This is a genomic window from Acidovorax sp. BL-A-41-H1, assembly GCF_051942715.1.
This window is the reverse complement of sequence record NZ_JBPVJQ010000006.1, coordinates 300,504-324,215: the sequence shown is the minus strand read 5'-3', so window position 1 is coordinate 324,215 and position 23,712 is coordinate 300,504. Positions and strand designations below refer to the sequence as shown.

The window sequence follows — 23,712 nt, the reverse complement described above, 5'->3', positions numbered from 1 at the left end:
TTGCCGGGCACCCGACCTGCCCTTGCTCCGAGGACGCCGCCATGACCACCCCACCCAGCCCCGCCACGCTCTCCGCCACGGCACTCATCGACAGCGATGCGCCGTCCGTACAGGCCTTTGCCGCGCAGCACGCGCAGGGCAGCACCGACCGCGAACGCGCGGCAGCCCTGTACCTGGCCGTGCGCGACGGCTTTCGGTACGACCCGTACAGCATCGACCTCTCGCCCGCAGGCATGGCCGCCAGCAGCGTGCTGGCCCACGGCCACGGCTGGTGCGTGCCCAAGGCCGCCCTGCTGACCGCCGCCTGCCGCGCCGCAGGCATACCGGCCCGCATGGGATTTGCCGACGTGCGCAACCACCTGAGCACCGCCCGCATGCGCGAGACGATGAAGACCGACCTCTTCATCTGGCATGGCTACACCGACATCTGGATCGACGGCCAGTGGCGCAAGGCCACGCCCGCCTTCAACATCGAGCTGTGCGACAAATTCGGCTTGCTGCCGCTGGAGTTCGACGGGCACGCCGACTCGATCTACCACCCGTTCGACAAGACCGGCCAGCGCCACATGGAGTACGTGCACCAGCGCGGCACGTTTGATGACCTACCGCTGGAGGAGATCGTGCGCGACTTTCAGGATGTGTATGGCGGCTGGCTGGAAGGCAACGCCACCCGCAGCAGCTTGCAGAGCGCCAGCTTCGACCGCGACATTGACAACGAAAAGGAAGCCCGCTGATGCCGAGGCAAGCCCACAGCCCTGCCGCCACGCACCCAGACATTCCGGAAGGCTTTGCGCCGCTGGTGGCCGGAGGCCCGTTCATCCAGCACAACGGCCCGCTGTACCTGGCGCACCAGGGCAGCGTGGTGAAGTTCGGCTTTCGGGTGCTGCCCCACCATGTGAACCCCATGAACAACCTGCACGGCGGCATGATGGCCAGCTTTTGCGACATGCTGCTGCCGCTGTCGGTGCACCGCAAAAGCGAGCAGGTGCACAACCGGTTCTTGCCGACCATCAGCCTGCAGATCGACTACCTGGCCCCCGCCGCGCTGGGCGCCTGGGTGGAAGGCGAGGCCGAACCGCTGCGCGTGACGCGGTCACTGGTGTTTGCGCAGGGGCTGGTGTCTGCCGATGGCGTGCCGTGCGCGCGAGTCAGCGGGGTGTTCAAGATCGGGCCTGAGGTGCCTGCAGAGGCCTCGGAGTAGCCGCTGCGGCTGCTTGTGCCACGGGTGGGCAGCACGGCGCGAACACGGAGGCACCCGTGCTGAAGGCGTACAGATATTCATAGACTTCCGATAAAACAGATTTTTCTTATATTTGTGAATACTCTTTCGGGTAACGGCAGTCGAAAAAGTCGCTTTAAAATTCATAGATGTTTATTTTTCTGTTCTGAACTAATATCTATGAATGCCATTTCAAAACACCAGCCCTGCTGACTACCCCCACGCCGTGCGCCAGCAGATTGCGCTGCTTGCGCAAAACATCGTGACCGCGCGCAAGCGCCGCCGCGAAACTCAGGCCCAGTGGGCGCAGCGGCTAGGTGTATCGCAGCCCACCATGGCCCGCATCGAACGGGGCGATCCGTCCGTGTCCATGGCGTCTTATGTGATGTGCATGTGGCTCATCAACCAGGCCCAGGGGCTGGCCGACCTGATTGCGCCGCAGAACGACATGGCATCACTGGAGCGCGAAGTGGCGCGCACGCGTGCACCGGCCCGAGCAGCGGCCCGCGCGCAGCCCCCCGCAGAGACGGCAGAAGGCGCTCTCACCAAGCCCTTGAGCCAAGATACCCCCCCAATTCCTGGAGCGTCCCGCTCTCGCGCTGGTCGCAAGGCCACGGCAGCCGCCAGGCATCCAGGGGCAGGCGTCATGCCCATACCAGGGCACGCCATCCACAGGGTGGCCGAGGCAGAGGCAAAGCCATTCGCCAGCCCGGGCCAACCCCTTGCGCCCGCCGCTGACCACGCCCCGCCTGACGCGGCGACCAACCTGCCCGCCCGCGCACCCAACAGTACGGCGGCTGGTCTGGCGGCCCTGGTGTCGGGCCGCAAGAAGGCGCGTCCATGACCAGGCGGCCCGCTGCAACACCCCGTGCAGCGCACCAGCGCGCGCCTGGAGCATCGCCACACCGCGCGCCCCAAGTCATACCGCGTGACTACATCCCGCAAGACACCCTCTACGTCTGGGCCTTGGTCAACCCCGCCCACCCGGTGCTCGTCGGCTCGGTCAGCCTGTCGCAACTGGTACCCAACTGCGCCACGTTCACCTACGCGCCAGACTGGTGGGACCCTGAGTGAAGACCTGCCCCTCATAGCCGGTCAGCTGTTCAGCACGGGCCACAAGGACAGCGCCCCCGGCGCCATCGACGATGCGCGGCCCGACCGCTGGGGCGAGCGCATCATCCGCCACGTCGACCGGCCTGCCCGGCTGTCCATCCTCGAGATGCTGCTGTTTGCCGGCGACGACCGCTTCGGCGCACTGGGCATCTCCACATCGGCCGAGCGCTACATCCCCCGACGCATCGGCCCCTACCCGCAACTGCGCGACCTTGATGCACTGGTGCGCGCCGTGGAAGACGTTCAGGCGCAAGCCCCCGTCACCACCGAAATCCAGAGGCTGGTGCAGCCCGGCGTCACCCTGGGCGGCGCGCGGCCCAAGGCGCTGCTGCAAACCGAACGCGGCCCCTATGTCATCAAGTTCAGCGAGCTGGACGACGCGGTGGACACACCGCTGATCGAACACGCCACCATGACGCTGGCCGCGCAGGCAGGAATTCAGGTCGCCACGACGGGCGTACTGCCCCTTGCTCGCGTACAGGCGGGGCGAAGGGCACGCCATGCGCTGACCATCGAGCGCTTTGACAGGGTACAGATCCACCAGATGGATCTGCGCGTGCACTGCATTTCCGCCCGCACCGCACTGGCCGCCGCAGGGCTGCCCGAAAGCTACGGCGCGCTGGCCACCGTGCTGCTGCGCCAGGCCCACCCCGACCGGCAAAAGGCGCTGCGCGAGGAGCTGTTTCGCCGCATGGTGTTCAACATCCTGATGGACAACACCGACGACCACGAACGCAACCATTGCCTGCGCCTGGGGTTTGATGGCTACTACGACCTGGCGCCGGCCTTCGATGTGGTGCCCACGCTGCAGAACATGGGCTACCAGGCCATGGTGGTGGGCCGGCATGGCGCCGAGTCCACGCTGGACAACGCGCTGACAGAGCTGAGCGAATTCGGAATCACCCGCGCCCGCGCCATTGCGCTCGTACAGGACGTTGCGCGCGTGGTGGACCGCTGGCCCGCGCACTTTGGCCAGATGGGCGTGTGCAACGCAGACATGGAAGCACTGGTAGCCAGCATCGACCGTCCGGCGCTAAAAATGCAGCGGGACGCGTACTGCTGAACGGGCGAAACGCCCAGGGACCATCTGCCGCCGGCACGCGCTCAAGGCGTCCCGAGCGCCTGCACCATGTGCTCCACAAACCGCGCCAGCTTGGGCAGCTGCCGCCGGTCGGGCGGGTAGACAAGGTGCACCGGACGCGGCGCGGGCAGGCAGTGCTGCAGCACCTCCACCAGCGCGCCGCTGGCGAGGTCCTGGGCCAGCAGTACTTCGGGCTGCATGACCAGGCCCAGCCCCCGCAGCGCGGCTTGCCGCAGCCCGTCGCCCTGGTTGCATACCATGCGCGCGTACTCGGGCCAGAAGTAGTCCGTACCATCCTCGCGCAGCGTCCACTCCACCCGGCGCTGCCACACCGAATGGCTCAGGCACTGGTGGCGCGCCAGGTCGGCCGCGTGCAGCGGTGCGCCGTGGCGCTCCAAGTACGCGGGCGCCGCGGCAATCACCATGCGATAGGGCGCCAGGGGCCGCGCCACCAGGCCCTCGTCGGCCACGCGGCCAATGCGCACGGCCACGTCAAAGCCGTCCCCGGTCAGGTCCACCACGCTGTCTGACAGCTGCAAATCCACCCGCACCTGCTCGTTGCGCAGCAGAAAGTCGGCCACCGCGGGCGCAATCACATGGTTGCCTAGTGTGAACGGCGCGCTCACCCGTAGCAGGCCCTGCGGCACGGCGCGGCTGCGCTCCACGGCCGATTCGGCCCAGCGCACCTGCTCCAGCACGCGCCGGCAGTCTTCGTAAAAGGCGGCACCCACTTCCGTCAAAGAGTTCTGACGCGTGCTGCGCTGAAACAGCCGCGCGCCCAGGTGCGCCTCCAGCTGATGCACGTGCTTGCCCACCATCACGGCGGACACGTCAAGCTGGCGCGCTGCGGACGCGAAGCTGCCCGACTCCACCACGGCCACCATCACTTCCATGCTGCGCAGCTTGTCCATGGCTATTCCTAATCATCCGTTAATTCTTGGTGAACTCAAGCGTACTTTATGCGCTATTTGATTCACAAAACAATCAGGGCTGTGCTTCACCAACCCTTCTCAAAGGAAAACACCATGTCCCGAATTCTTCTCATCGGCGCCAGCGGCACCATCGGTCAGGCCGTGCATGCCAACCTGGCCGCGCGCCACAGCGTGGTCACTGCCGGCCGCAGCAGCGGCGACCACCGGGCCGATCTTTCGCAACCCGATTCGCTCGAGCAGCTGTTGGCCCAAGTCGGCAAGGTCGATGCCATCGTCTGCACGGCGGGCAACCTGCATTTCGGCCCGCTGGCCAGCATGACCGCCGCGCAGTTCAACCTGGGCCTGCAAGACAAGCTGCTGGGCCAGGTGCAACTGGCACTGCTTGCGCAGCACACGCTGGCTGACGGGGGTTCCATCACGCTCACCAGCGGCATCCTGGCGGTGGAACCCATCCGCAACGGCGCCAACGCCACCGCCGTGAACGCTGCCATCGAGGCCTTTGTGGCCGCGGCCGCCATCGAGCTGCCGCGCGGCCTGCGCATCAACGCCGTGAGCCCCACCATCCTCACGGAATCGGTGCCCGCGTATGGTCCGTTCTTCCCCGGCTTTGACACGGTGCCCGCCGACCGCGTGGCCCGCGCCTACCAGCGCAGCGTGGAGGGCGGGCAGACGGGGCGCGTGTACCGCGTGCAGTAAGGGATTTTCAAGCCAAATCGGCTGCTAGTGCTTTTGATGATTGCACTTATTGCTATGTTTTAAGTAGCAAATGGACTACCCAGTCATCAATCCACGCTGGCACCCGATTCCTTGACGACCTTGCTCCACTTGGTGCTTTCAGCCTTGATAAAGGCCGCAAACTGCTCCGGCGTCTCGGCCACCACGTCGCCGCCCTGCTCGGCAATCTTCTTTTTCACATCGGGCTGGTTCAGCACCTTGACGATGGCCTTGTTGAGCTGCGCCACCACGGGCGCGGGCGTCGCGGCCGGGGAAAACATGCCGAACCACGACGTGGCCTCATAACCTGGCACGCCGGACTCGGCGATGGTGGGCACGTTGGGCAGCTCGGGCGAGCGCTTGGCCGTGGTGACGGCAATGGGCACCAGCTTGCCGCTGCGCACATGCTGGATGGCCGAGGGCATGTTGTCGAACATGATCGAGATCTGACCGCCAAGCAGGTCCGTCATGGCCGGGGCGCTGCCCTTGTAGGGCACATGCAGCAGGTCGGTGCCGGTCATGCTGCGAAACAGCTCGCCCGACACATGGGGCGATGCACCGCTGCCGGGCGAGCCAAACGTGAGCTTGCCGGGGTTGGCCTTGGCGTAGGCAATCATGTCCTTGACGGTCTTGAACGGCTGGCTGGGGTGCGCCACCAGCAGGTTGGGCACCGTGGCCACGCGGGTCAGGGGCGCAAAGTCCTTGACCGGGTCGAACGGCATCTTCTTGTACAGGCTGGCGTTGATGGCGTGCGTGCCCACCGTGCCCATGAAGAGGGTGTAGCCGTCGGACGCGGCCTTGGCAGCGGCTGCACCACCAATGTTGCCGCCCGCGCCCGCGCGGTTGTCCACCACCACGGGCTGACCCAGCTCGGTCGTCAGCGCCTGGCCCACGATGCGCGCCAGGATGTCGGTGGTGCCCCCGGCTGCGAACGGCACGATGATGGTGATGGGCTTGCTGGGGTACGCCTGCGCCAGCGCAGCCGGGCTGGTGGCCAGCAGGGCGGCAGACAGCACTGCGCCCAGGGCGAAGCCGCGGCGGGTGGTGATCGTCGTGCGGGATGAAGACATGTGCATTGCTCCTGAGGGTGAGGATGGGTGAACGTGGGGCTGGTCTGCGGCCATGGGTGGGCCACGCCAGCGCCTGGGCCGGCGGGATGGAACCGGCCAAGACTTGGTAGTCAAAGCGCCACCGCGCGGGTGGGCCCGGGGTGGCAACGCCGCACGGCGTGCGCGCAATGCCGCCGCGGCAGTTGCAATCGACACGCAGTCGCGTGGGGCTACGGGCTGCAAGCTGTGGGCGTCCCAGCACATCAGGCCACCGAGCTGGTGGCGTCTGCGCCGTTCGGCTGAGCCCTGCAGCCCGCCAGCGGTCAGACGCGTTCGATGATCAACGCAATGCCCTGGCCCACGCCAATGCACATGGTGCACAGCGCGTACTTGCCGGCGTGCTCATGCAGGCGGTTGACGGCCGTGGTGACCAGGCGCGCGCCGCTGGCGCCCAGCGGGTGGCCCAGGGCAATGGCGCCACCCCAGGCGTTCACACGGGCGTCGTCGTCCTTCAGGCCCAGTGCGCGCAGCACGGCCAAGCCCTGGGCGGCAAAGGCTTCGTTCAGCTCGATCACGTCCATGTGGTCGATGGTCAGGCCCGTCTGCGCCAGCACCTTCAGCGTGGCGGGCGTGGGGCCAAAGCCCATGATGCGCGGGGCCACGCCGGCCGTGGCCATGCCCACCACGCGGGCGCGGGGTTTGAGGCCATAGTTGGCCGCGTGGGCTTCATCGGCCAGCAGCAGCGCGCAGGCGCCGTCGTTCACGCCGCTGGCGTTGCCAGCCGTCACCGAGCCATCCGGCCGCACCACGCCCTTGAGCTTGGCCAGCGCTTCGATGCTGGTCTCGCGGGGGTGTTCGTCCTGGCTGACGATGATCGCATCGCCCTTTTTCTGAGGGATGTGCACGGGCACGATCTCGCGTGCCAGGTGGCCAGCCTTGATGGCAGCCACGGCATTGAGCTGGCTGCGCAGGGCCATCTGGTCCTGAGCTTCGCGCTCGATCTTGAAGTCCACGGCCACGTTCTCGGCGGTTTCGGGCATGGAATCCACGCCGTATTTTTCTTTCATCAGCTTGTTGATGAAGCGCCAGCCGATGGTGGTGTCGTACACCGCGTTGTTGCGGCTGAAGGCCGACTCGGCCTTGGGCATCACAAACGGCGCGCGGCTCATGCTCTCCACCCCGCCGGCAATCATCAGCCCGGCTTCGCCGGACTTGATGGCGCGGGCGGCGGTGCCCACGGCGTCCAGGCCCGAACCGCACAGGCGGTTGATGGTGGCGCCGGGCACGTCGATCGGCAGGCCCGCCAGCAGGCTGCTCATGTGGGCCACGTTGCGGTTGTCTTCGCCGGCCTGGTTGGCGCAGCCGTAGATCACGTCGGTCACTGCCGCCCAGTCCACGCCGGGGTTGCGCTCCATCAGCGCCTTGAGGGGGATGGCGCCGAGGTCATCGGTGCGCACGCTGGACAAGGCTCCACCGTAGCGGCCGAAGGGCGTGCGGATGGCGTCGCAGATGAAGGCTTGGGGTGTCGTCATGAATGTGTCTCCTGAAATCTGAAAATGTGTCGCGTCAGGCTGCCGGACGGATGGGCAGGCCCACCAGTTGCTCCAGCTCGGCCAGCGATAGGCCGGGCACCAAGTCGATCAGCTGCAGCCCGGTGGGCGTACAGGCCAGTGTGCACAGATCGGTGTAGATACGCTTCACGCAGGCGACACCGGTGAGCGGGTAGGTGCACTGCGTGACGATCTTGCTGGCGCCCTGCTTGGTCAGAAGGTCCATCATTACCCAGGTCTGCTTGGCACCGATGGCCAGGTCCATCGCACCGCCCACGGCGGGGATAGCGCCGGCCTCGCCCGTGCTCCAGTTGGCGAGGTCACCCGTGGCCGACACCTGGAACGCGCCCAGCACGCAGATGTCGAGGTGGCCGCCGCGCATCATGGCAAAGCTGTCGGCGTGGTGGAAGTACGCGCCGCCGGGCAGCAGCGTCACAGGCTGCTTGCCGGCGTTGATGAGGTCGTAGTCTTCGCTGCCTGCGGCCGGTGCCGGGCCCATGCCCAGGATGCCGTTTTCGCTTTGGAGGATGACTTCGCGCCCCTCAGGGATGTGGTTGGCCACCAGGGTGGGCTGGCCGATGCCGAGGTTGACGTAGGCGCCGTCGTGGATGTCCTGCGCCACGCGCTTGGCCAGCTCTTCTTTACTACGCTTTTGATAGCTGCTCATGGATGTTCTTTCTGGGCTTCAGGCCGTTTTCATGCCGATTTCTTGAATCCGCCGGCCTGGGTGGCAGTGCGTTCGATCTTCACGACCTGGCTCACGAAGATGCCGGGGGTCACGATGGCCTCGGGGTCCAGCGCGCCCAGTTCCACCACCTCGTGCACGGTGGCAATCGTGGTCTTCGCGGCGGTGGCCATTACGGGGCCGAAATTGCGCGCCGACATGCGGTAGGTGAGGTTGCCCCAGCGGTCACCCTTCTCGGCCTTGATGAGCGCCACGTCGCCGTGGATCGGGTGCTCCAGCACGTAGTGCTTTCCGTTGATCTCGCGCGTTTCCTTAGGCGTGCCATCGGCATTGCGGGCCAGCTCGGTGGCGTAGCCCGTGGGGCAAAAGAATGCGCCGATGCCCGCCCCGGCAGCACGCAGGCGCTCGGCCAGGTTGCCCTGGGGCACCAGTTCCAGCTCCAGCTTGCCGCTGCGGTAGAGCTCGTCAAACACGTAGCTGTCGGCCTGGCGCGGAAAGCTGCAGATGATCTTGCGCACTTGCCCCGCCTTGAGCAGCGCTGCCAGGCCCTGGTCGCCATTTCCGGCGTTGTTGTTCACCACCGTCAGATCGCGCGCGCCCTGGGCAATGAGCCCGTCGATCAGCTCACCGGGGATGCCCGCTGTGCCAAAACCGCCAATCAGGACCGTGGCACCATCCTTCACGCCCGCCAGGGCCTGCGCCACCGAATCCGCCAATTTGTTGATCATCGAAAACCGCCTTTTCCGTGAAGTGATGCACCGAAAGCCCCCGGCCCAGTACCGCGCCGCGAAAACTGAACGGCAACTGCACCGATCATTTTGTTCGCTATACGAACATTTGTTCGCTAAAAGAATTATAGTCGGCCACTTATGAATTCCCAAGCCCCAGAAACGCAAGACCCAAAGCCGGGCGATAGCTATGTGCAATCGTTCGCGCGCGGGCTCGAAGTAATCCGCTCGTTCAGCGCCACCACGCCGCAGCAGACGCTGAGCGAAGTCGCGGCGCAGACGGGTCTTACCCGCGCCGGCGCGCGCCGCATCCTGCTCACGCTGCAGACGCTGGGTTATGTGGAGAGTGATGGCCGGCTGTTCCGCCTGACGCCGCGCATCCTGGACCTGGGGTTTGCGTACCTGTCGTCGCTGCCCATCTGGAACCTGGCCGAGCCCGTGATGGAGGACTTGGTGGAAGAGGTGCGCGAGTCGTCATCGGCTGCCGTGCTCGACGGGCTGGACATCGTGTACGTGTTGCGCGTGCCCACGCACAAGATCATGCGCACCAGCCTGGGCGTGGGTTCGCGCCTGCCAGCCTGCTGGACGTCAATGGGCCGCATGCTGCTGGCAGGGCTGCCCGATGACGCCCTGCGCGAGCGGCTGCAACACCACCCCATGGAACGATTTACCGAACACACCACCACCGAGGTGGATGCGCTGATGGCCCATATCCGCCAGGCACGCCAGCAAGGGTGGTGCCTGGTGAATCAGGAGCTGGAAGAAGGCCTGATCTCGGTCGCGGCGCCGCTCACCAACCGCTCGAGGCAAACGGTGGCCGCGCTGAACATCAGCGGGCAGGCGAACCGCACCAGCGCCGCGGTGATGCAGGAAAGCCTGCTGCCGGCGCTGCTGCGCGCGGCCAAGACGATATCCAGGATGATGGGGACGCCCCGGGGGTGAGGTCCGAGCGCGGTGGCGACGCCACAGTGCGCCACGATGGCCCATGGCAGAAAGGGCGGCGGGAAATGCGCCTTGCGGACGGGATGGAGGACCGGGGCGACATCAACGGCGGCTCAGCGCGATCAACGGCGTGCCCGTTGAATCACCCGCTACACGCCTCATCAGCGGTCGCCGGATATCACTTGCGACGGAACCCCAATACCAGCGCCGCGCCCCCCAGCACCATGGCGCCCAGGCTCAGCCACTCCGGAATATTCACCGATTCCTTTTCCTTGACCGTGAGCTCCAGCGGACCGAGCTTGGCCTGCGTGGTGTCCCTGGTGAAGCTGAAGCCCCCCGTCAGAAACCCGGCCAGGCCCAGCATCAACAACAGCACACCGACGATTCGCATTGCATTCATGAAATTTCCTCCCGTTGCCGGGATTGATGGTTGGGGCAAAGCGGACCCGGCTTCCGGTCTTTGCGCTCGCCAAATGTAGGGGAGCACACCTCACGCGCGCGTAGGACGCAGCGCCGACCGCACGTGGCAGCACGGCCAAGGGTCGCGCCGCCGGGCGGCGCAACGGCATTCACCCTGCGTGCTACGCTCTGCGCCCATGTTCAATCCCACGCAAGCCGACGTGCGCCGCTTCATGTGCGGCGTGCACGCCAAAACGCAAATCGGCGCTCCCATGGAGGCCATCGAGACGCTGGCCAGCCTGTGGATTGCCGAGCATCCCGAATACCACACCGACCTGGCCGACAGCGACGCCGCCGTAGGGCGCAACTACGACGAAACGCCGGCACAGACCAACCCCTTTTTGCACCTGTCGATGCACCTGTCGATCAGCGAGCAGTGCAGCATCGACCAGCCGCGCGGCATTCGCCAGGCGGTAGAGCTGCTGGCCAAGCGGCTCGATTCACTGCACGACGCCCACCACGCCGCCATGGAATGCCTGGGCCAGATGCTGTGGGACAGCCAGCGCTCGGGTCGCCCGCCCGATGGCGATGCCTACGTGGCTGCCGTGCAGCGGCGCGCCACGCGCGACTGACTGACACCATGGCCGCCGGCACCACTGCGCACTGCCCCAACGGCGTGACACGGGTGAGCGCACCCTCCCGACCCTGAAGGTCTTGTGGCCGCGCCCCGGCGTTCGGTGGGCATTGTTTGCACAATGCGTGCAGTCCGGCTTTCACGACTCCACCATGCCCGTCACGATTCCCGTCCAGCGCCCCGTATCGGTCACGTGGCTTGGCTATGGCGGCCTCATTCCGTTTCTGGCGCTGGCCACCGCATGCCTGGCTTGGCCCGCGCTGCGCAGCACCTGGTGGGTGCCCGCGCTGATCGGCTACGGCGCCGTCATCCTGAGCTTTGTGGGTGCCCTGCATTGGGGATTCGCCATGACGCTGCCCGACCTCACGCTTCGCCAGCGGCACGCCAGTTTTGCCTGGAGCGTGGTGCCATCGCTGCTGGCCTGGCCCGCCCTGCTGGTGCCGCCTGCGGCCGGCGCCGCCCTGCTCATCGCCGGATTCGCCGCGCACCTCGCGCAGGATTTCCGCCTGCAACGCAGCGCCATGCTGGCCCCCTGGTACCTGCGCCTGCGCGTGCAGCTCACCAGCGTAGCCTGTACCTGCCTGGCGCTGGGCGCCTGGGCCAGCACGCGCTGAAGAACACCATGGCCGCGCCGTCGCCCCCTTCCCCCGCCGCTGCACACGACTACGGCACCAGCCCCGGGCAGGCCACGTCTGCCGTTCCGCAAGGCCGCATCGGGCGCTTGGCACGCATGGGAGGCCTGGCCACCGGGCTGGCGTCGGGCATGGTGGCCGAAGGCGTGCGGCGCTGGTCCCAGGGCGAGCGGCCCAGCGTGCGCGACCTGCTGCTCACGCCCGCCAACGCCCGCCGCGTGGCCGACCAGCTTGCGCAGCTGCGCGGCGCCGCCATGAAGGTCGGCCAATTGCTGTCCATGGACGCGGGCGATCTGCTGCCGCCTGAGCTGACCGAAATTCTTTCGCGCCTGCGTGCGGATGCACGCCCCATGCCGTTGGGCCAGGTGGACGAGGTATTGACCGCTGCCTGGGGTACAGGCTGGGACCAGGGCTTCGCGCAGTTTGGCTTCACCCCCATCGCAGCGGCCTCTATCGGCCAGGTGCACCGTGCGCGCACGAAGGATGGCCGCGAGCTGGCCATCAAGATCCAGTACCCCGGCATCGCCCAGAGCATCGACAGCGATGTCGACAATGTCGCCATGCTGCTGCGCGTATCGGGCCTGCTGCCCCGCGGGCTGGACATTGCACCGCTGCTCGCCGAAGCGCGCCGCCAGCTGCACGAGGAAGCCGACTACGTGCGCGAAGCCGAGTGCCTGGAGCGGTTCGGCACGCTGCTGGAAGGCGACACGGCCTTTGTGCTGCCGCGCACCGACGCCCGCTTCTGCGCCCCCACGGTGCTCGCCATGGATTTCGTGGCCGGGGAACCCGTGGAATCCCTGGTGCATGCACCTGCCGCGCGGCGCGATGCGGCCGCCACCGAACTCATGCGCCTGCTGTTTCGCGAGCTGTTCGAGTTCGGCTGGGTACAGACTGACCCCAACCTCGCCAACTTCCGGGTGCAGCCCGACGGCCGCATCGTGCTGCTGGACTTTGGCGCCACGCGCGCCTACGGACCGGACATCGTGCGCGGCTACCGACACCTGATGTGTGCGGCGCGCGATGGAGACCGCGCGGGCGTTGCCGCAGCGGCCGAAGCCATCGGCTACTTCGGCGCCGCCATCGTGCCAGCGCAGCGCGACGCAGTGGTGGACCTGTTCCTCACCGCCTGTGAGCCGCTGCGTGCGCCGGGGCTGTACGACTTCGGCACTTCAGACCTGGCCGCGCGCATCCGCGATGCGGGCATGGCCCTGAGCATGGAGCGCGACTTCTGGCACACACCGCCGGCCGACGCGATCTTTCTGCACCGCAAGCTGGGCGGCCTGTACCTGCTGGCCGCACGCCTGGGCGCGCAGGTGCCGGTGCAGGCACTGGTTTCGCCGTGGCTGGATGGGCCTGAAAACCCGACGATGGCCGCGAGGTAACCCCGGGCGCAGACGGCCGCGCCCTGCGGCCTGCGGCGGCGCTCTCAAAGCGTTCGGCGCGGCCAGAAACAACAAAGCCCGCACGCAGCGGGCTTTGCAGGCCGGTCAACACTGACCGGTGTAGGGCTGATCAGCGAAAGCGCGACTGGGGCACCACGTGCAGGTCGCCTTCGACCGAGCCGATGTAGTTGGCCAGGGCCTTCAGCTCCGCGTTGGTGAACTGCTTGGAGACGCCGCCCATGATGGCGTTGCTGCGGCCCAGGTTGGCGTTACGTGCGTCGGCCTTGTAGGCCTTGAGGGCCACAAACAGGTAGTCGGAATGCTGGCCGGCGATCTTCGGGTACGAAGGATCGATGGGCTTGGCGAAGTTGTCGCCGTGGCACGAAACGCAGGCGCCCTTCTTCAGGAGTTCGGCCACTTGCACGCTCGGCTCACGCGATGGCTTGGCGGGCAATTCGGCGCCCGTCTTGCCATGCTGCTCGTAGTAGGCCGCCATGTCGGCGATGTCCTGGTCGGTCAGCGAAGTGGCCACGCCACGCATCGTGGGGTGCTTGCGCTCGCCCTTCTGATATGCAACGAGCGCCGCCGCAATGTACTTGGCGTTCTGGCCCGAGATCATGGGCACCCGGTGCACTTCCGGGAAGCTCGCCTGGTAGCCCGGAATGCCGTGGCAGCCGATGCACATGGCGATCTTTTGCTTGCCCGCTTCCACGTTGCCTTTGGCTTCCTGGGCATGGGAGAAAGCGGTCACGGAAGCGACAGCCAGGGCGAATAGCGTGGTCAGCGTTTTGTTCATTTTGCGCGCACAATCTCGTGGAAGTTCAGCTCTGGGCTCTGATCAGCCGTCGATTATAGCCAGCGCCTGTCAAGCCCATTCATCAACTAATTCGGTGATCCGCTCCCATGAAATTTCAAGGCTCCGAGAACTACGTCGCCACACAGGACTTGATGCTTGCCGTGAACGCGGCCATCACCCTGCAACGCCCGCTGCTCATCAAGGGCGAGCCCGGAACCGGCAAGACGATGCTGGCCGAGGAAGTGGCCCAGTCGCTGAATATGCCGCTGTTGCAATGGCACATCAAATCGACCACCAAGGCGCAGCAGGGCCTGTATGAATATGACGCCGTGAGCCGCCTGCGCGACAGCCAGCTCAACGATGGCGACAGCGCCGAACGCGTCAAGAACATCCGCAACTACATCATCCAGGGCGTGCTGTGGCAGGCGTTCACCGCCGACGAGCCCGTCGCGCTGCTGATCGACGAGATCGACAAGGCCGACATCGAGTTCCCGAACGACCTGCTGCGCGAGATCGACCGCATGGAGTTCTACTGCTACGAAACGCGCGAACTCATCAAGGCCAAGCACCGCCCGCTGGTGTTCATCACCTCCAACAATGAAAAGGAGCTGCCCGACGCCTTCCTGCGCCGCTGCTTCTTCCACTTCATCAAGTTCCCGGAAGCCGACACGATGCGCCAAATCGTCAACGTGCACTTCCCCACGCTCAAGAGCGAGCTGCTCACCGTGGCGATGAAGACGTTCTATGACGTGCGCAACCTGCCAGGCCTGAAAAAGAAGCCCTCGACCAGCGAGCTGATCGACTGGCTCAAGCTGCTGGTGGCCGAAGACATCCCGCTGTCGGCCCTGCAAAGCGCCGACAACAAGGTGTCAGTGCCGCCGCTGGTGGGCGCGCTGCTCAAGAACGAGCAGGACGTGAGTCTGTTTGAAAAGCTGGTCTTCATGAACCAGAGGAACCGCTAAGTGAGCGACAACGACACCGGGAAACTGCTGGCCAGCGGCATTGCTGACGCCGTGGGCTTTGTGGGCGGCGCCCTGCTGGGCTACTGGATCGGGCAGCTGCTGGGCCTGGACATATTTGCAGACGGCTACGGCGCGGGCAGCCTGCTCGGGATTGCCCTGGTGGGCCTGGGCGGCGGGCTGGGCCTGCATTTGTCCAAGCGCTGGCAGACCAGCCAGGCAAAGGCCAGCCGCAAGGAGTAGGCGGGATGGCGTTTGTGGAACCTGTGACCCTGTGCGCGCGCGGCGTGCGGCTGGAGCCGCTGGCGCTTTCGCACGAAGACGGGCTGTGCGCAGCCGCCGCCGACGGCCAGCTGTGGAAGCTGCGCATCACCTCGGTGCCTGAACCGCAGGACACCCGCGCCTACATCGAAGCCGCCCTGACGATGCGCGAAGACGGCAACCGCTTTGCCTTTGCCGTGGTGGACGAGGCCACCGACACCGTGCTGGGCACCACCAGCTACCACGACATCCTGCCCGCCGTGAAGCGGGTGGAAATTGGCTACACCTGGTACCGCCAGAGCGTGCAGCGCACCCACGTCAACACCACCGCCAAGCTCTTGATGATGGGCCACGCCTTCGACACGCTGGGCTGCCACGTGGTGGGCTGGCGCACCGACAACTTCAACTTTGCCTCGCAACGCGCCATCGAGCGCCTGGGCGCGAAGAAGGACGGCGTGATCCGCGGCCATGCGCTGCGCCGCGACGGCACCATCCGCGACACGGTGATGTACAGCATGCGATCGGGCGAGTGGCCCGAAGCCCGGGCGCAATTGCTATACCTTTTAGAGCAGCGAGCGCAATAGATACGTCCGCTGGAGGCCAAAAACATGCTAGTTGACTTCTTCTACACCCTGCGCGCAGCCAAGCTGCCCGTGTCCGTGAAGGAATACCTCACCCTGCTCGAAGCGTTGCAGGCCGGCGTGGTGGGCCCCAAGTCTGACGACGCATGGGCGCTGGACGACTTCTACAACCTCTCGCGCCTCACCCTCGTCAAGGACGAGAAGCACTACGACAAGTTCGACCGTGCCTTCGGCGCCTACTTCAAGGGCGTGGAGATGGTGGCCGACTTCACCAAGGAGATCCCGGCCGACTGGCTGCGCAAGATCCTGGAGAACGAACTCACGCCCGAGCAAAAAGCTGCCATCGAGAAGATGGGCTGGGACGAGCTGATGGAGACGCTCAAGAAGCGCCTCGAAGAACAGAAAGAGCGCCACGAAGGCGGCAACAAGTGGATCGGCACCGGCGGCACCAGCCCCTTTGGCCACGGCGGCTACAACCCGCAGGGTGTGCGCATTGGCGGCGCAGGCAAGAACAAGAGCGCGGTGAAGGTGTGGGAGCAGCGCGCCTACAAGGACTACGACGACCAGCAAGAGCTGGGCACGCGCAACATCAAGGTGGCGCTGCGCCGCCTGCGCAAATTCGCGCGCGAGGGGCATGAGCTGGAGCTCGATCTGCCCGACACCATCCGCAGCACCGCGGCCAACGCGGGCTACCTCGACATCAAGATGGTGCCCGAGCGGCACAACAACGTGAAGGTGCTGCTGCTGATGGACGTGGGCGGCACCATGGACGAGCACATCCAGCGGGTTGAAGAACTGTTCAGCGCCGTGAAGACCGAGTTCAAGCACCTGGAGTTCTATTACTTCCACAACTGCGTGTACGACTTCATGTGGAAGAACAACCGCCGCCGCTTTGCCGAGAAGTTTCCGACCTGGGACATCATCCGCAAGTACAACAAGGACTACAAGCTGATCTTCGTGGGCGACGCCACCATGAGCCCGTACGAGATCCTGCAGCCCGGCGGCAGCGTGGAGTACAACAACGAGGAACCGGGCGCGGAATGGATTCAGCGCCTGACGCACGCGTTCCCCAAGTTCGCGTGGATCAACCCCGAACCGCAGGGCGTGTGGCAGTACCGCCAGAGCATCAGCATCATCCAGCAGCTCACTGGCAACCGCATGTTCCCGCTCTCGCTCAAGGGTCTGGAAGAAACCATGCGCCTGCTGTCCAAGTAAGCTTGGCGGCCCGGTAGCAGGCCCGGTGCCCTGCCGGTATCGGGCGAAACTGTCTGACACGGGGGCCGCCCGTTTCTGGGCATAGTGGCGCTGGCGTGCGGTGTGCGATGTGCGGGGCTTCCGTTGCCGCCCGCGGCCGCATACGCAGCCCTTCTGTCGCTCCCTCGCACCCGGCCTGCTCCACTGACCCGTTCCTCCTCCATCCCCGTGCATTCCTGCATCCTTCGCCGATCCGTGCTGCTGCCAACGCAGGCCCTCGGGTCTGCGCTGCTGCTGTGCGGCGCGGTGCTGCTGCAGGGCTGCAGCCTGCTGCCGCTGAGCCGTGACAGCAACGCTGCCGATGCAGCCGGCACCGGCCCCGTGATCGTCGAATCCGGCGCGCCGTCGTTTGCCGTGGACGTGCGTGCCCCCGACACCGTGCGCGACACGCTGGAACGCCATCTGGAACTGCAGCGCTTTCGCCGCATGCCTGACCTGCAGGCCAACGAACTGCAGCGTCTGCTGGGCGCGGCAGACGCCAACGCGCGCGAGCTGCTGGGCACCATGGGCTACTTTGCGCCCACCATCACGGTCGAGCTGACCGACACGCCCGGAAGCCGCGAGGCCCCGCGCACGGTGGTGGTGACGGTGGAGCCTGGGCCACAGACGCGCATTGCCAGCGCAGATATCGGCTTTGCCGAAACCGCTGGCGACGATGCCCGCGGCACGCGGCGCCAGCAGCAGCGCGTGCAGCGCGACTGGTCGCTGGCGCCCGGCCAGCCCTTCACCCAGTCGGCCTGGGACGCCGCCAAGACCGGCGGCCTGCGTCAGCTGCAGGCGCGGCGCCACCCGGCAGCACGCATTGCCAACAGCCGCGCCGAGATCGATGCCGACACCCACGAGGCCAAGCTGGGCGTGACGTACGACACCGGCCCGGCCTACCGCTTCGGCCCGCTGCGCGTGCAGGGCAACGAGCGCTACGACCCCGACGGCACCCGGCGCCTGGCACGCCTGCCCACCGGCGCCACCTACGACGAGGCCGAGATGCTGGATGCCCAGCTGCGGCTGGCCAGCAGCGGCTACTACGACGCCGTGTTCCTCACCCTGGACACCGAAGGCACCGACCCCGCGGCCGCGCCCGTGGTGGCCCAGGTCCGCGAGGCACCGCTGCAAAAGCTGGTGTTCGGCCCCGGCTTTTCGACCGACAGCGGTGCCCGGCTGTCGCTGGAGCACATCCACAACCGGCTGCCCGGCATTGGCTGGCGTGCGGTGACCAAACTCTCGCTGGACCGCGAAACCCAGCGCATCGAAAGCGAAGCCACTGCACTGCCCGACGAAAACGGCTGGCGCTGGTTTGCCGGCGCCCAGCTGCAGCGAGAAAACACCGGCGACTACGACGTGAACAGCGGCCGCGTGCGCTCGGGCCGCAGCAAAAGTACGCGCAACATCGACCGCAACTACTTTGTGCAGTACGACTACGCCTTGAGCCAGGGCCTGAACGCGCCGCCATCGGGCAGCGCCATCAGCATCAACTACGGCTGGACAGGCCGGTACTTCAACAACCAGACCGCCCCCACCAGCGGCCACGGCCTTGCCACCGAGCTGGGCGTGGGCACCACCCTGCGGCCCGAGCGCGACCCCTTTGTGCGGGCGCTGCTCCGCTGGCAAACCTTCATCCCGGCGGGGCGGGTGGTGGACGAGGCAGGCACTGGCCGCAACGCCCGCATTGCGCTGCGGGCCGAAGGCGGCGCGGTGCTGGCGCGCGACGGGGCCGAGATTCCGGTCACGCAGCTCTTCATCACGGGCGGCGACACCACCGTGCGCGGCTACGGCTACCGCAGCATTGGCGCGCGCACCGACAACGGCCAGCTCTACGGCGGCCGCTACCTGGCCGTGGCCAGTGCCGAATGGCAACGCCCCATCGTCTACCGCGGGGCCATGACCGACTGGGAAAGCACCGTGTTCATTGATGCCGGTGCGGTGGCCGACCGTGTGGGCGACCTCTCGCCGCGCGTGGGCGTGGGTGCGGGCGTGCGCTGGCGCAGCCCCGTGGGGCCGCTGCAGGCCGACCTGGCCTACGGCGTGAAGTCCAAGGACGTGCGGCTCCACCTGCGGCTGGGCTTCAGCTTCTGACCGCCCCACCGAGCGCCCTGCCCGCCTGACCTGATCCACGGATGCCGCCCAGCCCGCCCCCTCCGACCAGCACGTCCCGCGCCACGGATTTCAGCGCGGGTGCGTCTGCGCCCCGCCCCGCCGCACCGCGACGCAGGCGTCCGCTGCGCCTGCTGGGCTGGGTGCTGGCCGCCCTGGTGGCTCTGCTGATGGTGCTGGGCGCCGGGCTCTGGTGGTGGACAGGCAGCAGTACATCGCTGGCCACCGCGCTGGCGCGCGCGGCGCGCTACCTGCCAGCCGACCAGCAGCTGGAAAGCCGCGAAGTGAGCGGTGCACTGCGCAGCGGCGGGCGCATCGGCTGGCTGCGCTGGAGCAGCCCCGGCATGGCGGTGGAGGTGACCGACATCACCATCGGCTGGCAGCTGGCCCCGCTGCTGCAGCGCCGGCTGGAGCTGGGCGACGTCCATGCGGCCCGTGTGCAGATCACCCGCCGCGATGCGCCAACCCGAGACCCGACACCCCCACCAGAGCGACTGGTGCTGCCGCTCCAGCTGGGGCTGGCGTTCCGCGTGGACCAGATCGACTGGGCGGGCCCGCCCGCCGTACAGGTGCTGGGCCTGGCGGGCGACTACCGCTTTGACGGTAGCGAACACCGGCTGAACATTGCCAATGTGGACCTGGCCCAGGGCCGCTACAGCGCCAGCGCCACGCTGCAAGCCCAAGCGCCGATGGCATTGCAGGCCACGGTCGATGGCACGCTGCGCACACAGGTGCCCGGGGGCGGCGCAGCATTGCAGGCGGCGGCCCATGCCACGCTGGAGGGCACGCTGGCCACGGCCGCGGCGCAACTGCAGGTGCAGGCACGCATCCGCCCCGAGGCGGCAGCACCCGCTTCGGCCGCGCCTGCCTCTGGCGCCACCCGGTCATCCGCCCCGCCTGCGGCTGCTGCTCCCGGTAGCAAGGCCGCCGCGCCCGGCGCAGAACCCATGCAGGCCGACCTGCAGGCCACGCTGCGCCCCTGGGCGCCCCAGCCGGTGGAATCCGCCACCGCCACGTTGCGGGCGCTCAACCTTGCAGCCCTGTGGCCCCAGGCCCCTGCCACGCTGCTCAGCGGTAGCTTGCAGGTCGGCCCCACGGGGGCTACCGCTCCTGCCGCGGGTGAGAGCACCGCGCCGGCCGAGGGCTGGTCGGTACAGGCCCGTCTGCGCAATGACCTGGCCGGCCCCTGGGATGCCGCCCGCCTGCCCCTGACGGCGCTGGAGGCCGATGCCCGCCTTGCCAGCGGGCGCTGGACGGTGCCTTCCGCCACGCTCACCGTGGGCAGCGGCAGCGCGGGGGTGCAGGGCCAGTTCACCCCCGCCACCGGCGCCGTCAGCGGCCAGGCCGAGCTGCGCAACCTGCCGCCCGCGGCATTGCACACGGCGCTGGAAGCCGCCCCGCTGTCGGGCCGCATCCGAGCCGATATGCAGGGCGATGCGGTGCGGTTCAACGCCGACATCCGTGCTGCTGCTGGCCGGTCCGCGGCAACTGCGCCGAAGACTGCACGCTCCGCGCCCCTGCGCATACAGACCTTGCAGGCACAGGGCACCTGGCAGCCCGGGCGTGTGCCAGCCTCTGGTCCGGTGGGCACCGCCCCGGCCATGCCTGATGCGGGCGGAACCTTGCTGCTGGAACGCCTGCTGATCGACGCCCTGCAGGCCCGGGTCGAGGCTACGAAACTCCGTATCGCGCCCGCCGAAAAATCGGCACAGGGGCAACTGGCGCTGACGCTGCCAGGCGCCACGGCGCGTGCCAACGGCTCCGTGGCTGCGCGCAGCGGCGCAGGCGAGGCGCAGCTGCAATGGACCGACGCCGACCAGACCCTGCGCTGGCTCGCCACCCTGCCTGTGGTGGGCGCCCATCTGCAGCCCATGCTGGCCGGTGCCAGCGCCAAAGGTGCGGCCCAGATCGGCGTGCGCTGGAAGGGTGGATGGGAAGCGGCACTGCAGCAATGGCAGCGCGCCTCCGGCATCAACGCCGCATCCACTACCCCCGGGTTTGAGGTGCAGGCCAGCGCATCCACCCAGCAACTCGACCTGCAATTACCGTCATCTGCGGATGCCGGTGGCAACACGGGCACCGCCGTGCAGCTGCGCGGGGTCAAGGCCACGCTGTTGGGCAGCATGGCGCAGGCCCAGCTTTCGCTGGAAGGCGAGGCGCGCCTGAACGCAGCCGCACCACAGCAGACCCAGCGCATTGCGTTGCAGACCCGGGCGAGTGGCGGCCTGGTGGGCAGCGGGCAGTGGCGCGTGGTGATCGATGCGTTGCGTGCTCAGGTGCAGGACGCACAGCGGCCAGGGCCGTGGCTGCTGCAACTGGCAGAGCCATTGACGGTGACTGCGCGCACGCCAGCGCCGGGCACTGCGCCCGCAGCGGCTGCCGCACCGTCGAATGCACCCGGTGGCACGGGCAGTGCCGCAGGTTCGCCCAGCGCAGCAGCGCGCGCGACCACGGCTGGCCTGGCCGTCGAGACATCTGCCGGGCGTGCGCGCATCACCGGCCCGGCGCCCGGCACGGTAGTGCTGCAGTGGCAGCCCGTGCGCGTTTCCACAGCGGCAGGCCTGCAGGTTCAAAGCCAGGGCACGCTGCAGGGCCTGCCCATGGCATGGGTCGATGCCCTGGGCCTGGGCGCCACACCGGGCGCCGCAGGACAGGCTACAGAGCCTCTGCTCGCGCGCATCGGACTGGCCAGCAGCCTGGTGCTGGACGGACAATGGAACATCAACACGATGCAGGGCCTGCGCGGCAGTGCCAGCCTGCGGCGCGCCAGTGGCGACCTGCGCATCCTGGCGGGCGACGCCACCGCCGTCACGGCGGTGCAAAGCAGCGGCCAGGGCAAGGTTGCTGGCAAGGTTGCAGCTATTGCCACCGAGGCGTCGGCCACGACGCCTGCCGCAGGCACGCCGGCCGGTGTGCGGCAGGCCGAGGTGTCCCTGGAGCTCGACGGCGAAGCCCTGCGCGCCCGCCTGCAGTGGGCCAGCGACCGCGCCGGAGAGATTGACGCCAGCGCCAGCACGCGCCTGGTGCCGGGCAGCGGCACGGCCGACCTGTCGGCCATCACCTGGGCGGCTGACGCGCCCTTGGCCGGCACCCTGCGCGCCAGTCTGCCCGACATGGGCGTGTGGTCGGCCCTGGCCCCGCCGGGCTGGCGCGTGCGCGGCACGCTGCAGGCCAACGCCACGCTGTCGGGCACGCGCGATGCGCCGCGCTGGGCCGGCACGCTGGGGGCTGATGACCTGGCCGTGCGCTCGGTGGTCGATGGCGTGGACCTGCAAGGCGGCCGGCTGCGGGCCAACCTGCGTGGCAACGAACTGCAGATCACCGAATTCCGCCTGCAGGGCGGGCGCGGCAGTGGCGCGCGCATTGCCGGTTTCAGCGGCAACCGCACGGCCGCACCGGCTGATGGGGGCACGCTCACGGCCAGCGGCCGTATCCGCTGGGGAGACGCACCAGCTGGGTCGGGGGGCATGTCGGGCATCTCGATGGATGTCGAGGCCGAGGCACGCGCGCTGCAGGTGCTGGTGCGGGCAGACCGCCAGCTCAGCGTGTCGGGCCCGCTGCAGGTGCGGCTGCAGCAGGGGCAGATTACTGTGCGCGGCACCATCACCGCCGACCGCGCCACGATCATCCTGCCCGACGAATCAGCGCCCAGCCTGGGCAGTGACGTGGTGGTGCGCTCGGCCTCCAAGGACCGCGAGGATCAGGCCAAGGCACAGGCAGCGGGCAAGGCAGCACAGGCTGCCGCGTCCACGGAGCCCGACACCCTCAAGCCGCCGGATGTGGCGGTCACCGTCAACCTGGGCAACGACTTTGCGCTGCATGGCCACGGCATCACCACGCGCCTGACCGGCGAGGTGCAGGTGCGCAGCGCCAGCGTGCCCGGCGGCCCGCCGCGCGTGACCGGCGAGGTGCGCACCGAGGCGGGCCGCTACCGCGCCTGGGGGCAGATGCTGGACGTGGAAACCGGCCTCATCCGCTTCAACGGCCCGTACAACAACCCGTCGCTCGACATCCTGGCGCTGCGGCCCAACATTGCGGTGCGCGCGGGCGTGCAGGTGACTGGCAGCGCCCAGGCCCCGCGCGTACGGCTGTATTCCGACCCCGAGCTGCCGGATGCCGAAAAGCTGTCGTGGGTGGTGCTGGGCCGCGATGCCGCCGCCGGCGGTGCCGAGGCCGCCGTGCTGCAGCAGGCGGCGCTGGCACTGCTGGGCCGCGGCGGCAACAACAACACCGCGGGCAACATCGCCAGCCGTGTGGGGCTCGATGAAATCGGATTCAAGGGGCCGGGAACGGGCCAGGACGCCACCGGCGCGGCCCTCACCTTCGGCAAACGGCTATCCAAGGACCTGTACGTGACGTACGAGCGCAGCCTGTCGGGCACGCTGGGCACGCTGTACATCTTCTATGACCTGACCCGGCGCCTCACGCTGCGCGGCCAGACCGGTGAAAAGAGCGCGGTGGACATCATCTACACCGTGAAGTACGACTGACCAGCCAGGTCGAGAGAGCGTGCCTGCAGCCCCTACAATGCGCGGCTGCCCAGCCTCTTCATATTGCTCCTCATAGTTCAATGGATAGAACGAGTGCCTCCTAAGCGCTAGATGCAGGTTCGATTCCTGCTGAGGGGACCAGGTTTTGGGTCAAAACGGCCACTGGCGCACGTTCCATAATGCCTGATAGCTATATTTTTCATAGCAAATCACTGATGTG

The 23,712-nt window shown here is 67.5% G+C and carries 23 protein-coding genes and 1 tRNA gene; 17 read left to right on the top strand and 7 right to left on the bottom strand.

Annotated features, from left to right (window positions below):
* Window positions 1-41 precede the first annotated feature (41 nt).
* From ACTPOI_RS14625 to ACTPOI_RS14605, 5 genes are all read left to right on the top strand, one after another.
* Entirely contained in the window at window positions 42-734 is a 693-nt protein-coding gene (locus ACTPOI_RS14625; protein WP_440110026.1) for a transglutaminase-like domain-containing protein, read from the top strand.
* Window positions 734-1,201, top strand: coding sequence for a PaaI family thioesterase (locus ACTPOI_RS14620; protein WP_440110024.1), 468 nt, complete (start codon window positions 734-736; stop codon window positions 1,199-1,201). The genes ACTPOI_RS14625 and ACTPOI_RS14620 overlap by 1 nt, the downstream gene beginning before the upstream one ends.
* Window positions 1,202-1,403: 202 nt before the next feature.
* A complete protein-coding gene (locus ACTPOI_RS14615) occupies window positions 1,404-2,063 on the top strand; it encodes a helix-turn-helix transcriptional regulator (protein ID WP_440110022.1) in 660 nt (219 codons plus the stop codon).
* On the top strand, window positions 2,060-2,293 hold the full coding sequence (locus tag ACTPOI_RS14610; protein ID WP_440110020.1) for a hypothetical protein: 234 nt from the start codon (window positions 2,060-2,062) through the stop codon (window positions 2,291-2,293). Before ACTPOI_RS14615 ends, ACTPOI_RS14610 begins: the two co-directional genes overlap by 4 nt.
* Window positions 2,294-2,438: 145 nt before the next feature.
* Entirely contained in the window at window positions 2,439-3,395 is a 957-nt protein-coding gene (locus ACTPOI_RS14605; protein ID WP_440110018.1) for a type II toxin-antitoxin system HipA family toxin, read from the top strand.
* Window positions 3,396-3,436: 41 nt separating this feature from the next.
* On the opposite strand, the gene ACTPOI_RS14600 is transcribed toward ACTPOI_RS14605, so the two are convergent.
* Window positions 3,437-4,324, bottom strand: coding sequence for a LysR family transcriptional regulator (locus ACTPOI_RS14600; RefSeq protein ID WP_440110016.1), 888 nt, complete (start codon window positions 4,322-4,324; stop codon window positions 3,437-3,439).
* 114 nt (window positions 4,325-4,438) lie between these two features.
* Here ACTPOI_RS14600 and ACTPOI_RS14595 point away from each other — a divergent pair, with 114 nt between their 5' ends.
* A complete protein-coding gene (locus tag ACTPOI_RS14595; RefSeq protein ID WP_440110014.1) occupies window positions 4,439-5,041 on the top strand; it encodes a short chain dehydrogenase in 603 nt (200 codons plus the stop codon).
* A gap of 86 nt (window positions 5,042-5,127) precedes the next feature.
* On the opposite strand, the gene ACTPOI_RS14590 is transcribed toward ACTPOI_RS14595, so the two are convergent.
* The 4 genes from ACTPOI_RS14590 to ACTPOI_RS14575 form a co-directional block, all read right to left on the bottom strand.
* Window positions 5,128-6,129 (bottom strand): Bug family tripartite tricarboxylate transporter substrate binding protein, encoded by a 1,002-nt coding sequence (locus ACTPOI_RS14590; protein ID WP_440110012.1) that lies wholly within the window; start codon window positions 6,127-6,129, stop codon window positions 5,128-5,130.
* Window positions 6,130-6,431: 302 nt separating this feature from the next.
* Window positions 6,432-7,640, bottom strand: a complete 1,209-nt coding sequence (pcaF, locus tag ACTPOI_RS14585; protein WP_440110010.1) for a 3-oxoadipyl-CoA thiolase — start codon at window positions 7,638-7,640, stop codon at window positions 6,432-6,434.
* Between the two features lie 34 nt (window positions 7,641-7,674).
* Window positions 7,675-8,325, bottom strand: coding sequence for a 3-oxoacid CoA-transferase subunit B (locus ACTPOI_RS14580; protein ID WP_440110008.1), 651 nt, complete (start codon window positions 8,323-8,325; stop codon window positions 7,675-7,677).
* A 29-nt stretch (window positions 8,326-8,354) separates the two neighbouring features.
* The gene (locus tag ACTPOI_RS14575) at window positions 8,355-9,071 is read right to left on the bottom strand and encodes a 3-oxoacid CoA-transferase subunit A (protein WP_440110006.1); all 717 of its coding nucleotides are present in this window, start codon (window positions 9,069-9,071) and stop codon (window positions 8,355-8,357) included.
* 141 nt (window positions 9,072-9,212) lie between these two features.
* On the opposite strand from ACTPOI_RS14575, the gene ACTPOI_RS14570 reads away from it, so the two are divergent.
* A complete protein-coding gene (locus ACTPOI_RS14570) occupies window positions 9,213-10,013 on the top strand; it encodes an IclR family transcriptional regulator domain-containing protein (protein WP_440110004.1) in 801 nt (266 codons plus the stop codon).
* Window positions 10,014-10,191: 178 nt separating this feature from the next.
* Here the strand turns inward: ACTPOI_RS14570 and ACTPOI_RS14565 are convergent, their stop codons facing one another.
* Window positions 10,192-10,413, bottom strand: coding sequence for a hypothetical protein (locus ACTPOI_RS14565; protein ID WP_440110002.1), 222 nt, complete (start codon window positions 10,411-10,413; stop codon window positions 10,192-10,194).
* Window positions 10,414-10,609: 196 nt separating this feature from the next.
* Here ACTPOI_RS14565 and ACTPOI_RS14560 point away from each other — a divergent pair, with 196 nt between their 5' ends.
* The 3 genes from ACTPOI_RS14560 (at window position 10,610) to ACTPOI_RS14550 (ending at window position 13,060) form a co-directional block, all read left to right on the top strand.
* Entirely contained in the window at window positions 10,610-11,044 is a 435-nt protein-coding gene (locus ACTPOI_RS14560; RefSeq protein ID WP_440110000.1) for a DUF1841 family protein, read from the top strand.
* A gap of 154 nt (window positions 11,045-11,198) precedes the next feature.
* Complete coding sequence (locus tag ACTPOI_RS14555; protein ID WP_440109998.1) at window positions 11,199-11,660, top strand: DUF3429 domain-containing protein; 462 nt, start codon at window positions 11,199-11,201, stop codon at window positions 11,658-11,660.
* Between the two features lie 8 nt (window positions 11,661-11,668).
* The gene (locus ACTPOI_RS14550) at window positions 11,669-13,060 is read left to right on the top strand and encodes an ABC1 kinase family protein (protein WP_440109996.1); all 1,392 of its coding nucleotides are present in this window, start codon (window positions 11,669-11,671) and stop codon (window positions 13,058-13,060) included.
* Window positions 13,061-13,190: 130 nt separating this feature from the next.
* Here ACTPOI_RS14550 and ACTPOI_RS14545 read toward each other — a convergent pair whose 3' ends face one another.
* A complete protein-coding gene (locus ACTPOI_RS14545; protein WP_440109994.1) occupies window positions 13,191-13,856 on the bottom strand; it encodes a c-type cytochrome in 666 nt (221 codons plus the stop codon).
* 107 nt (window positions 13,857-13,963) lie between these two features.
* Between ACTPOI_RS14545 and ACTPOI_RS14540 the strand changes: the two genes are divergently transcribed.
* The 7 genes from ACTPOI_RS14540 to ACTPOI_RS14510 all read left to right on the top strand — a co-directional run bounded on the left by ACTPOI_RS14540 (window position 13,964) and on the right by ACTPOI_RS14510 (window position 23,633).
* A complete protein-coding gene (locus ACTPOI_RS14540; RefSeq protein ID WP_440109992.1) occupies window positions 13,964-14,818 on the top strand; it encodes an AAA family ATPase in 855 nt (284 codons plus the stop codon).
* Window positions 14,819-15,058, top strand: coding sequence for a hypothetical protein (locus ACTPOI_RS14535; protein WP_440109990.1), 240 nt, complete (start codon window positions 14,819-14,821; stop codon window positions 15,056-15,058).
* A 5-nt stretch (window positions 15,059-15,063) separates the two neighbouring features.
* The gene (locus ACTPOI_RS14530; RefSeq protein ID WP_440109988.1) at window positions 15,064-15,660 is read left to right on the top strand and encodes a GNAT family N-acetyltransferase; all 597 of its coding nucleotides are present in this window, start codon (window positions 15,064-15,066) and stop codon (window positions 15,658-15,660) included.
* Window positions 15,661-15,684: 24 nt separating this feature from the next.
* Entirely contained in the window at window positions 15,685-16,872 is a 1,188-nt protein-coding gene (locus tag ACTPOI_RS14525) for a vWA domain-containing protein (protein ID WP_440109986.1), read from the top strand.
* Window positions 16,873-17,091: 219 nt separating this feature from the next.
* Window positions 17,092-18,984, top strand: coding sequence for an autotransporter assembly complex protein TamA (locus ACTPOI_RS14520; RefSeq protein WP_440112630.1), 1,893 nt, complete (start codon window positions 17,092-17,094; stop codon window positions 18,982-18,984).
* A 41-nt stretch (window positions 18,985-19,025) separates the two neighbouring features.
* Complete coding sequence (locus ACTPOI_RS14515) at window positions 19,026-23,492, top strand: translocation/assembly module TamB domain-containing protein (protein ID WP_440109984.1); 4,467 nt, start codon at window positions 19,026-19,028, stop codon at window positions 23,490-23,492.
* Window positions 23,493-23,558: 66 nt separating this feature from the next.
* Window positions 23,559-23,633: transfer RNA gene (locus tag ACTPOI_RS14510), tRNA-Arg, on the top strand.
* Window positions 23,634-23,712: the final 79 nt, after the last annotated feature.

Coding starts and splice junctions, on each gene's coding strand:
- ACTPOI_RS14625 (WP_440110026.1), top strand. CDS start 42: ATGACCACCCCACCCAGCCCCGCCACGCTCTCCGCCACGGCACTCATC.
- ACTPOI_RS14620 (WP_440110024.1), top strand. CDS start 734: ATGCCGAGGCAAGCCCACAGCCCTGCCGCCACGCACCCAGACATTCCG.
- ACTPOI_RS14615 (WP_440110022.1), top strand. CDS start 1,404: ATGCCATTTCAAAACACCAGCCCTGCTGACTACCCCCACGCCGTGCGC.
- ACTPOI_RS14610 (WP_440110020.1), top strand. CDS start 2,060: ATGACCAGGCGGCCCGCTGCAACACCCCGTGCAGCGCACCAGCGCGCG.
- ACTPOI_RS14605 (WP_440110018.1), top strand. CDS start 2,439: ATGCTGCTGTTTGCCGGCGACGACCGCTTCGGCGCACTGGGCATCTCC.
- ACTPOI_RS14600 (WP_440110016.1), bottom strand. CDS start 4,324: ATGGACAAGCTGCGCAGCATGGAAGTGATGGTGGCCGTGGTGGAGTCG.
- ACTPOI_RS14595 (WP_440110014.1), top strand. CDS start 4,439: ATGTCCCGAATTCTTCTCATCGGCGCCAGCGGCACCATCGGTCAGGCC.
- ACTPOI_RS14590 (WP_440110012.1), bottom strand. CDS start 6,129: ATGTCTTCATCCCGCACGACGATCACCACCCGCCGCGGCTTCGCCCTG.
- pcaF (WP_440110010.1), bottom strand. CDS start 7,640: ATGACGACACCCCAAGCCTTCATCTGCGACGCCATCCGCACGCCCTTC.
- ACTPOI_RS14580 (WP_440110008.1), bottom strand. CDS start 8,325: ATGAGCAGCTATCAAAAGCGTAGTAAAGAAGAGCTGGCCAAGCGCGTG.
- ACTPOI_RS14575 (WP_440110006.1), bottom strand. CDS start 9,071: ATGATCAACAAATTGGCGGATTCGGTGGCGCAGGCCCTGGCGGGCGTG.
- ACTPOI_RS14570 (WP_440110004.1), top strand. CDS start 9,213: ATGAATTCCCAAGCCCCAGAAACGCAAGACCCAAAGCCGGGCGATAGC.
- ACTPOI_RS14565 (WP_440110002.1), bottom strand. CDS start 10,413: ATGAATGCAATGCGAATCGTCGGTGTGCTGTTGTTGATGCTGGGCCTG.
- ACTPOI_RS14560 (WP_440110000.1), top strand. CDS start 10,610: ATGTTCAATCCCACGCAAGCCGACGTGCGCCGCTTCATGTGCGGCGTG.
- ACTPOI_RS14555 (WP_440109998.1), top strand. CDS start 11,199: ATGCCCGTCACGATTCCCGTCCAGCGCCCCGTATCGGTCACGTGGCTT.
- ACTPOI_RS14550 (WP_440109996.1), top strand. CDS start 11,669: ATGGCCGCGCCGTCGCCCCCTTCCCCCGCCGCTGCACACGACTACGGC.
- ACTPOI_RS14545 (WP_440109994.1), bottom strand. CDS start 13,856: ATGAACAAAACGCTGACCACGCTATTCGCCCTGGCTGTCGCTTCCGTG.
- ACTPOI_RS14540 (WP_440109992.1), top strand. CDS start 13,964: ATGAAATTTCAAGGCTCCGAGAACTACGTCGCCACACAGGACTTGATG.
- ACTPOI_RS14530 (WP_440109988.1), top strand. CDS start 15,064: ATGGCGTTTGTGGAACCTGTGACCCTGTGCGCGCGCGGCGTGCGGCTG.
- ACTPOI_RS14525 (WP_440109986.1), top strand. CDS start 15,685: ATGCTAGTTGACTTCTTCTACACCCTGCGCGCAGCCAAGCTGCCCGTG.
- ACTPOI_RS14515 (WP_440109984.1), top strand. CDS start 19,026: ATGCCGCCCAGCCCGCCCCCTCCGACCAGCACGTCCCGCGCCACGGAT.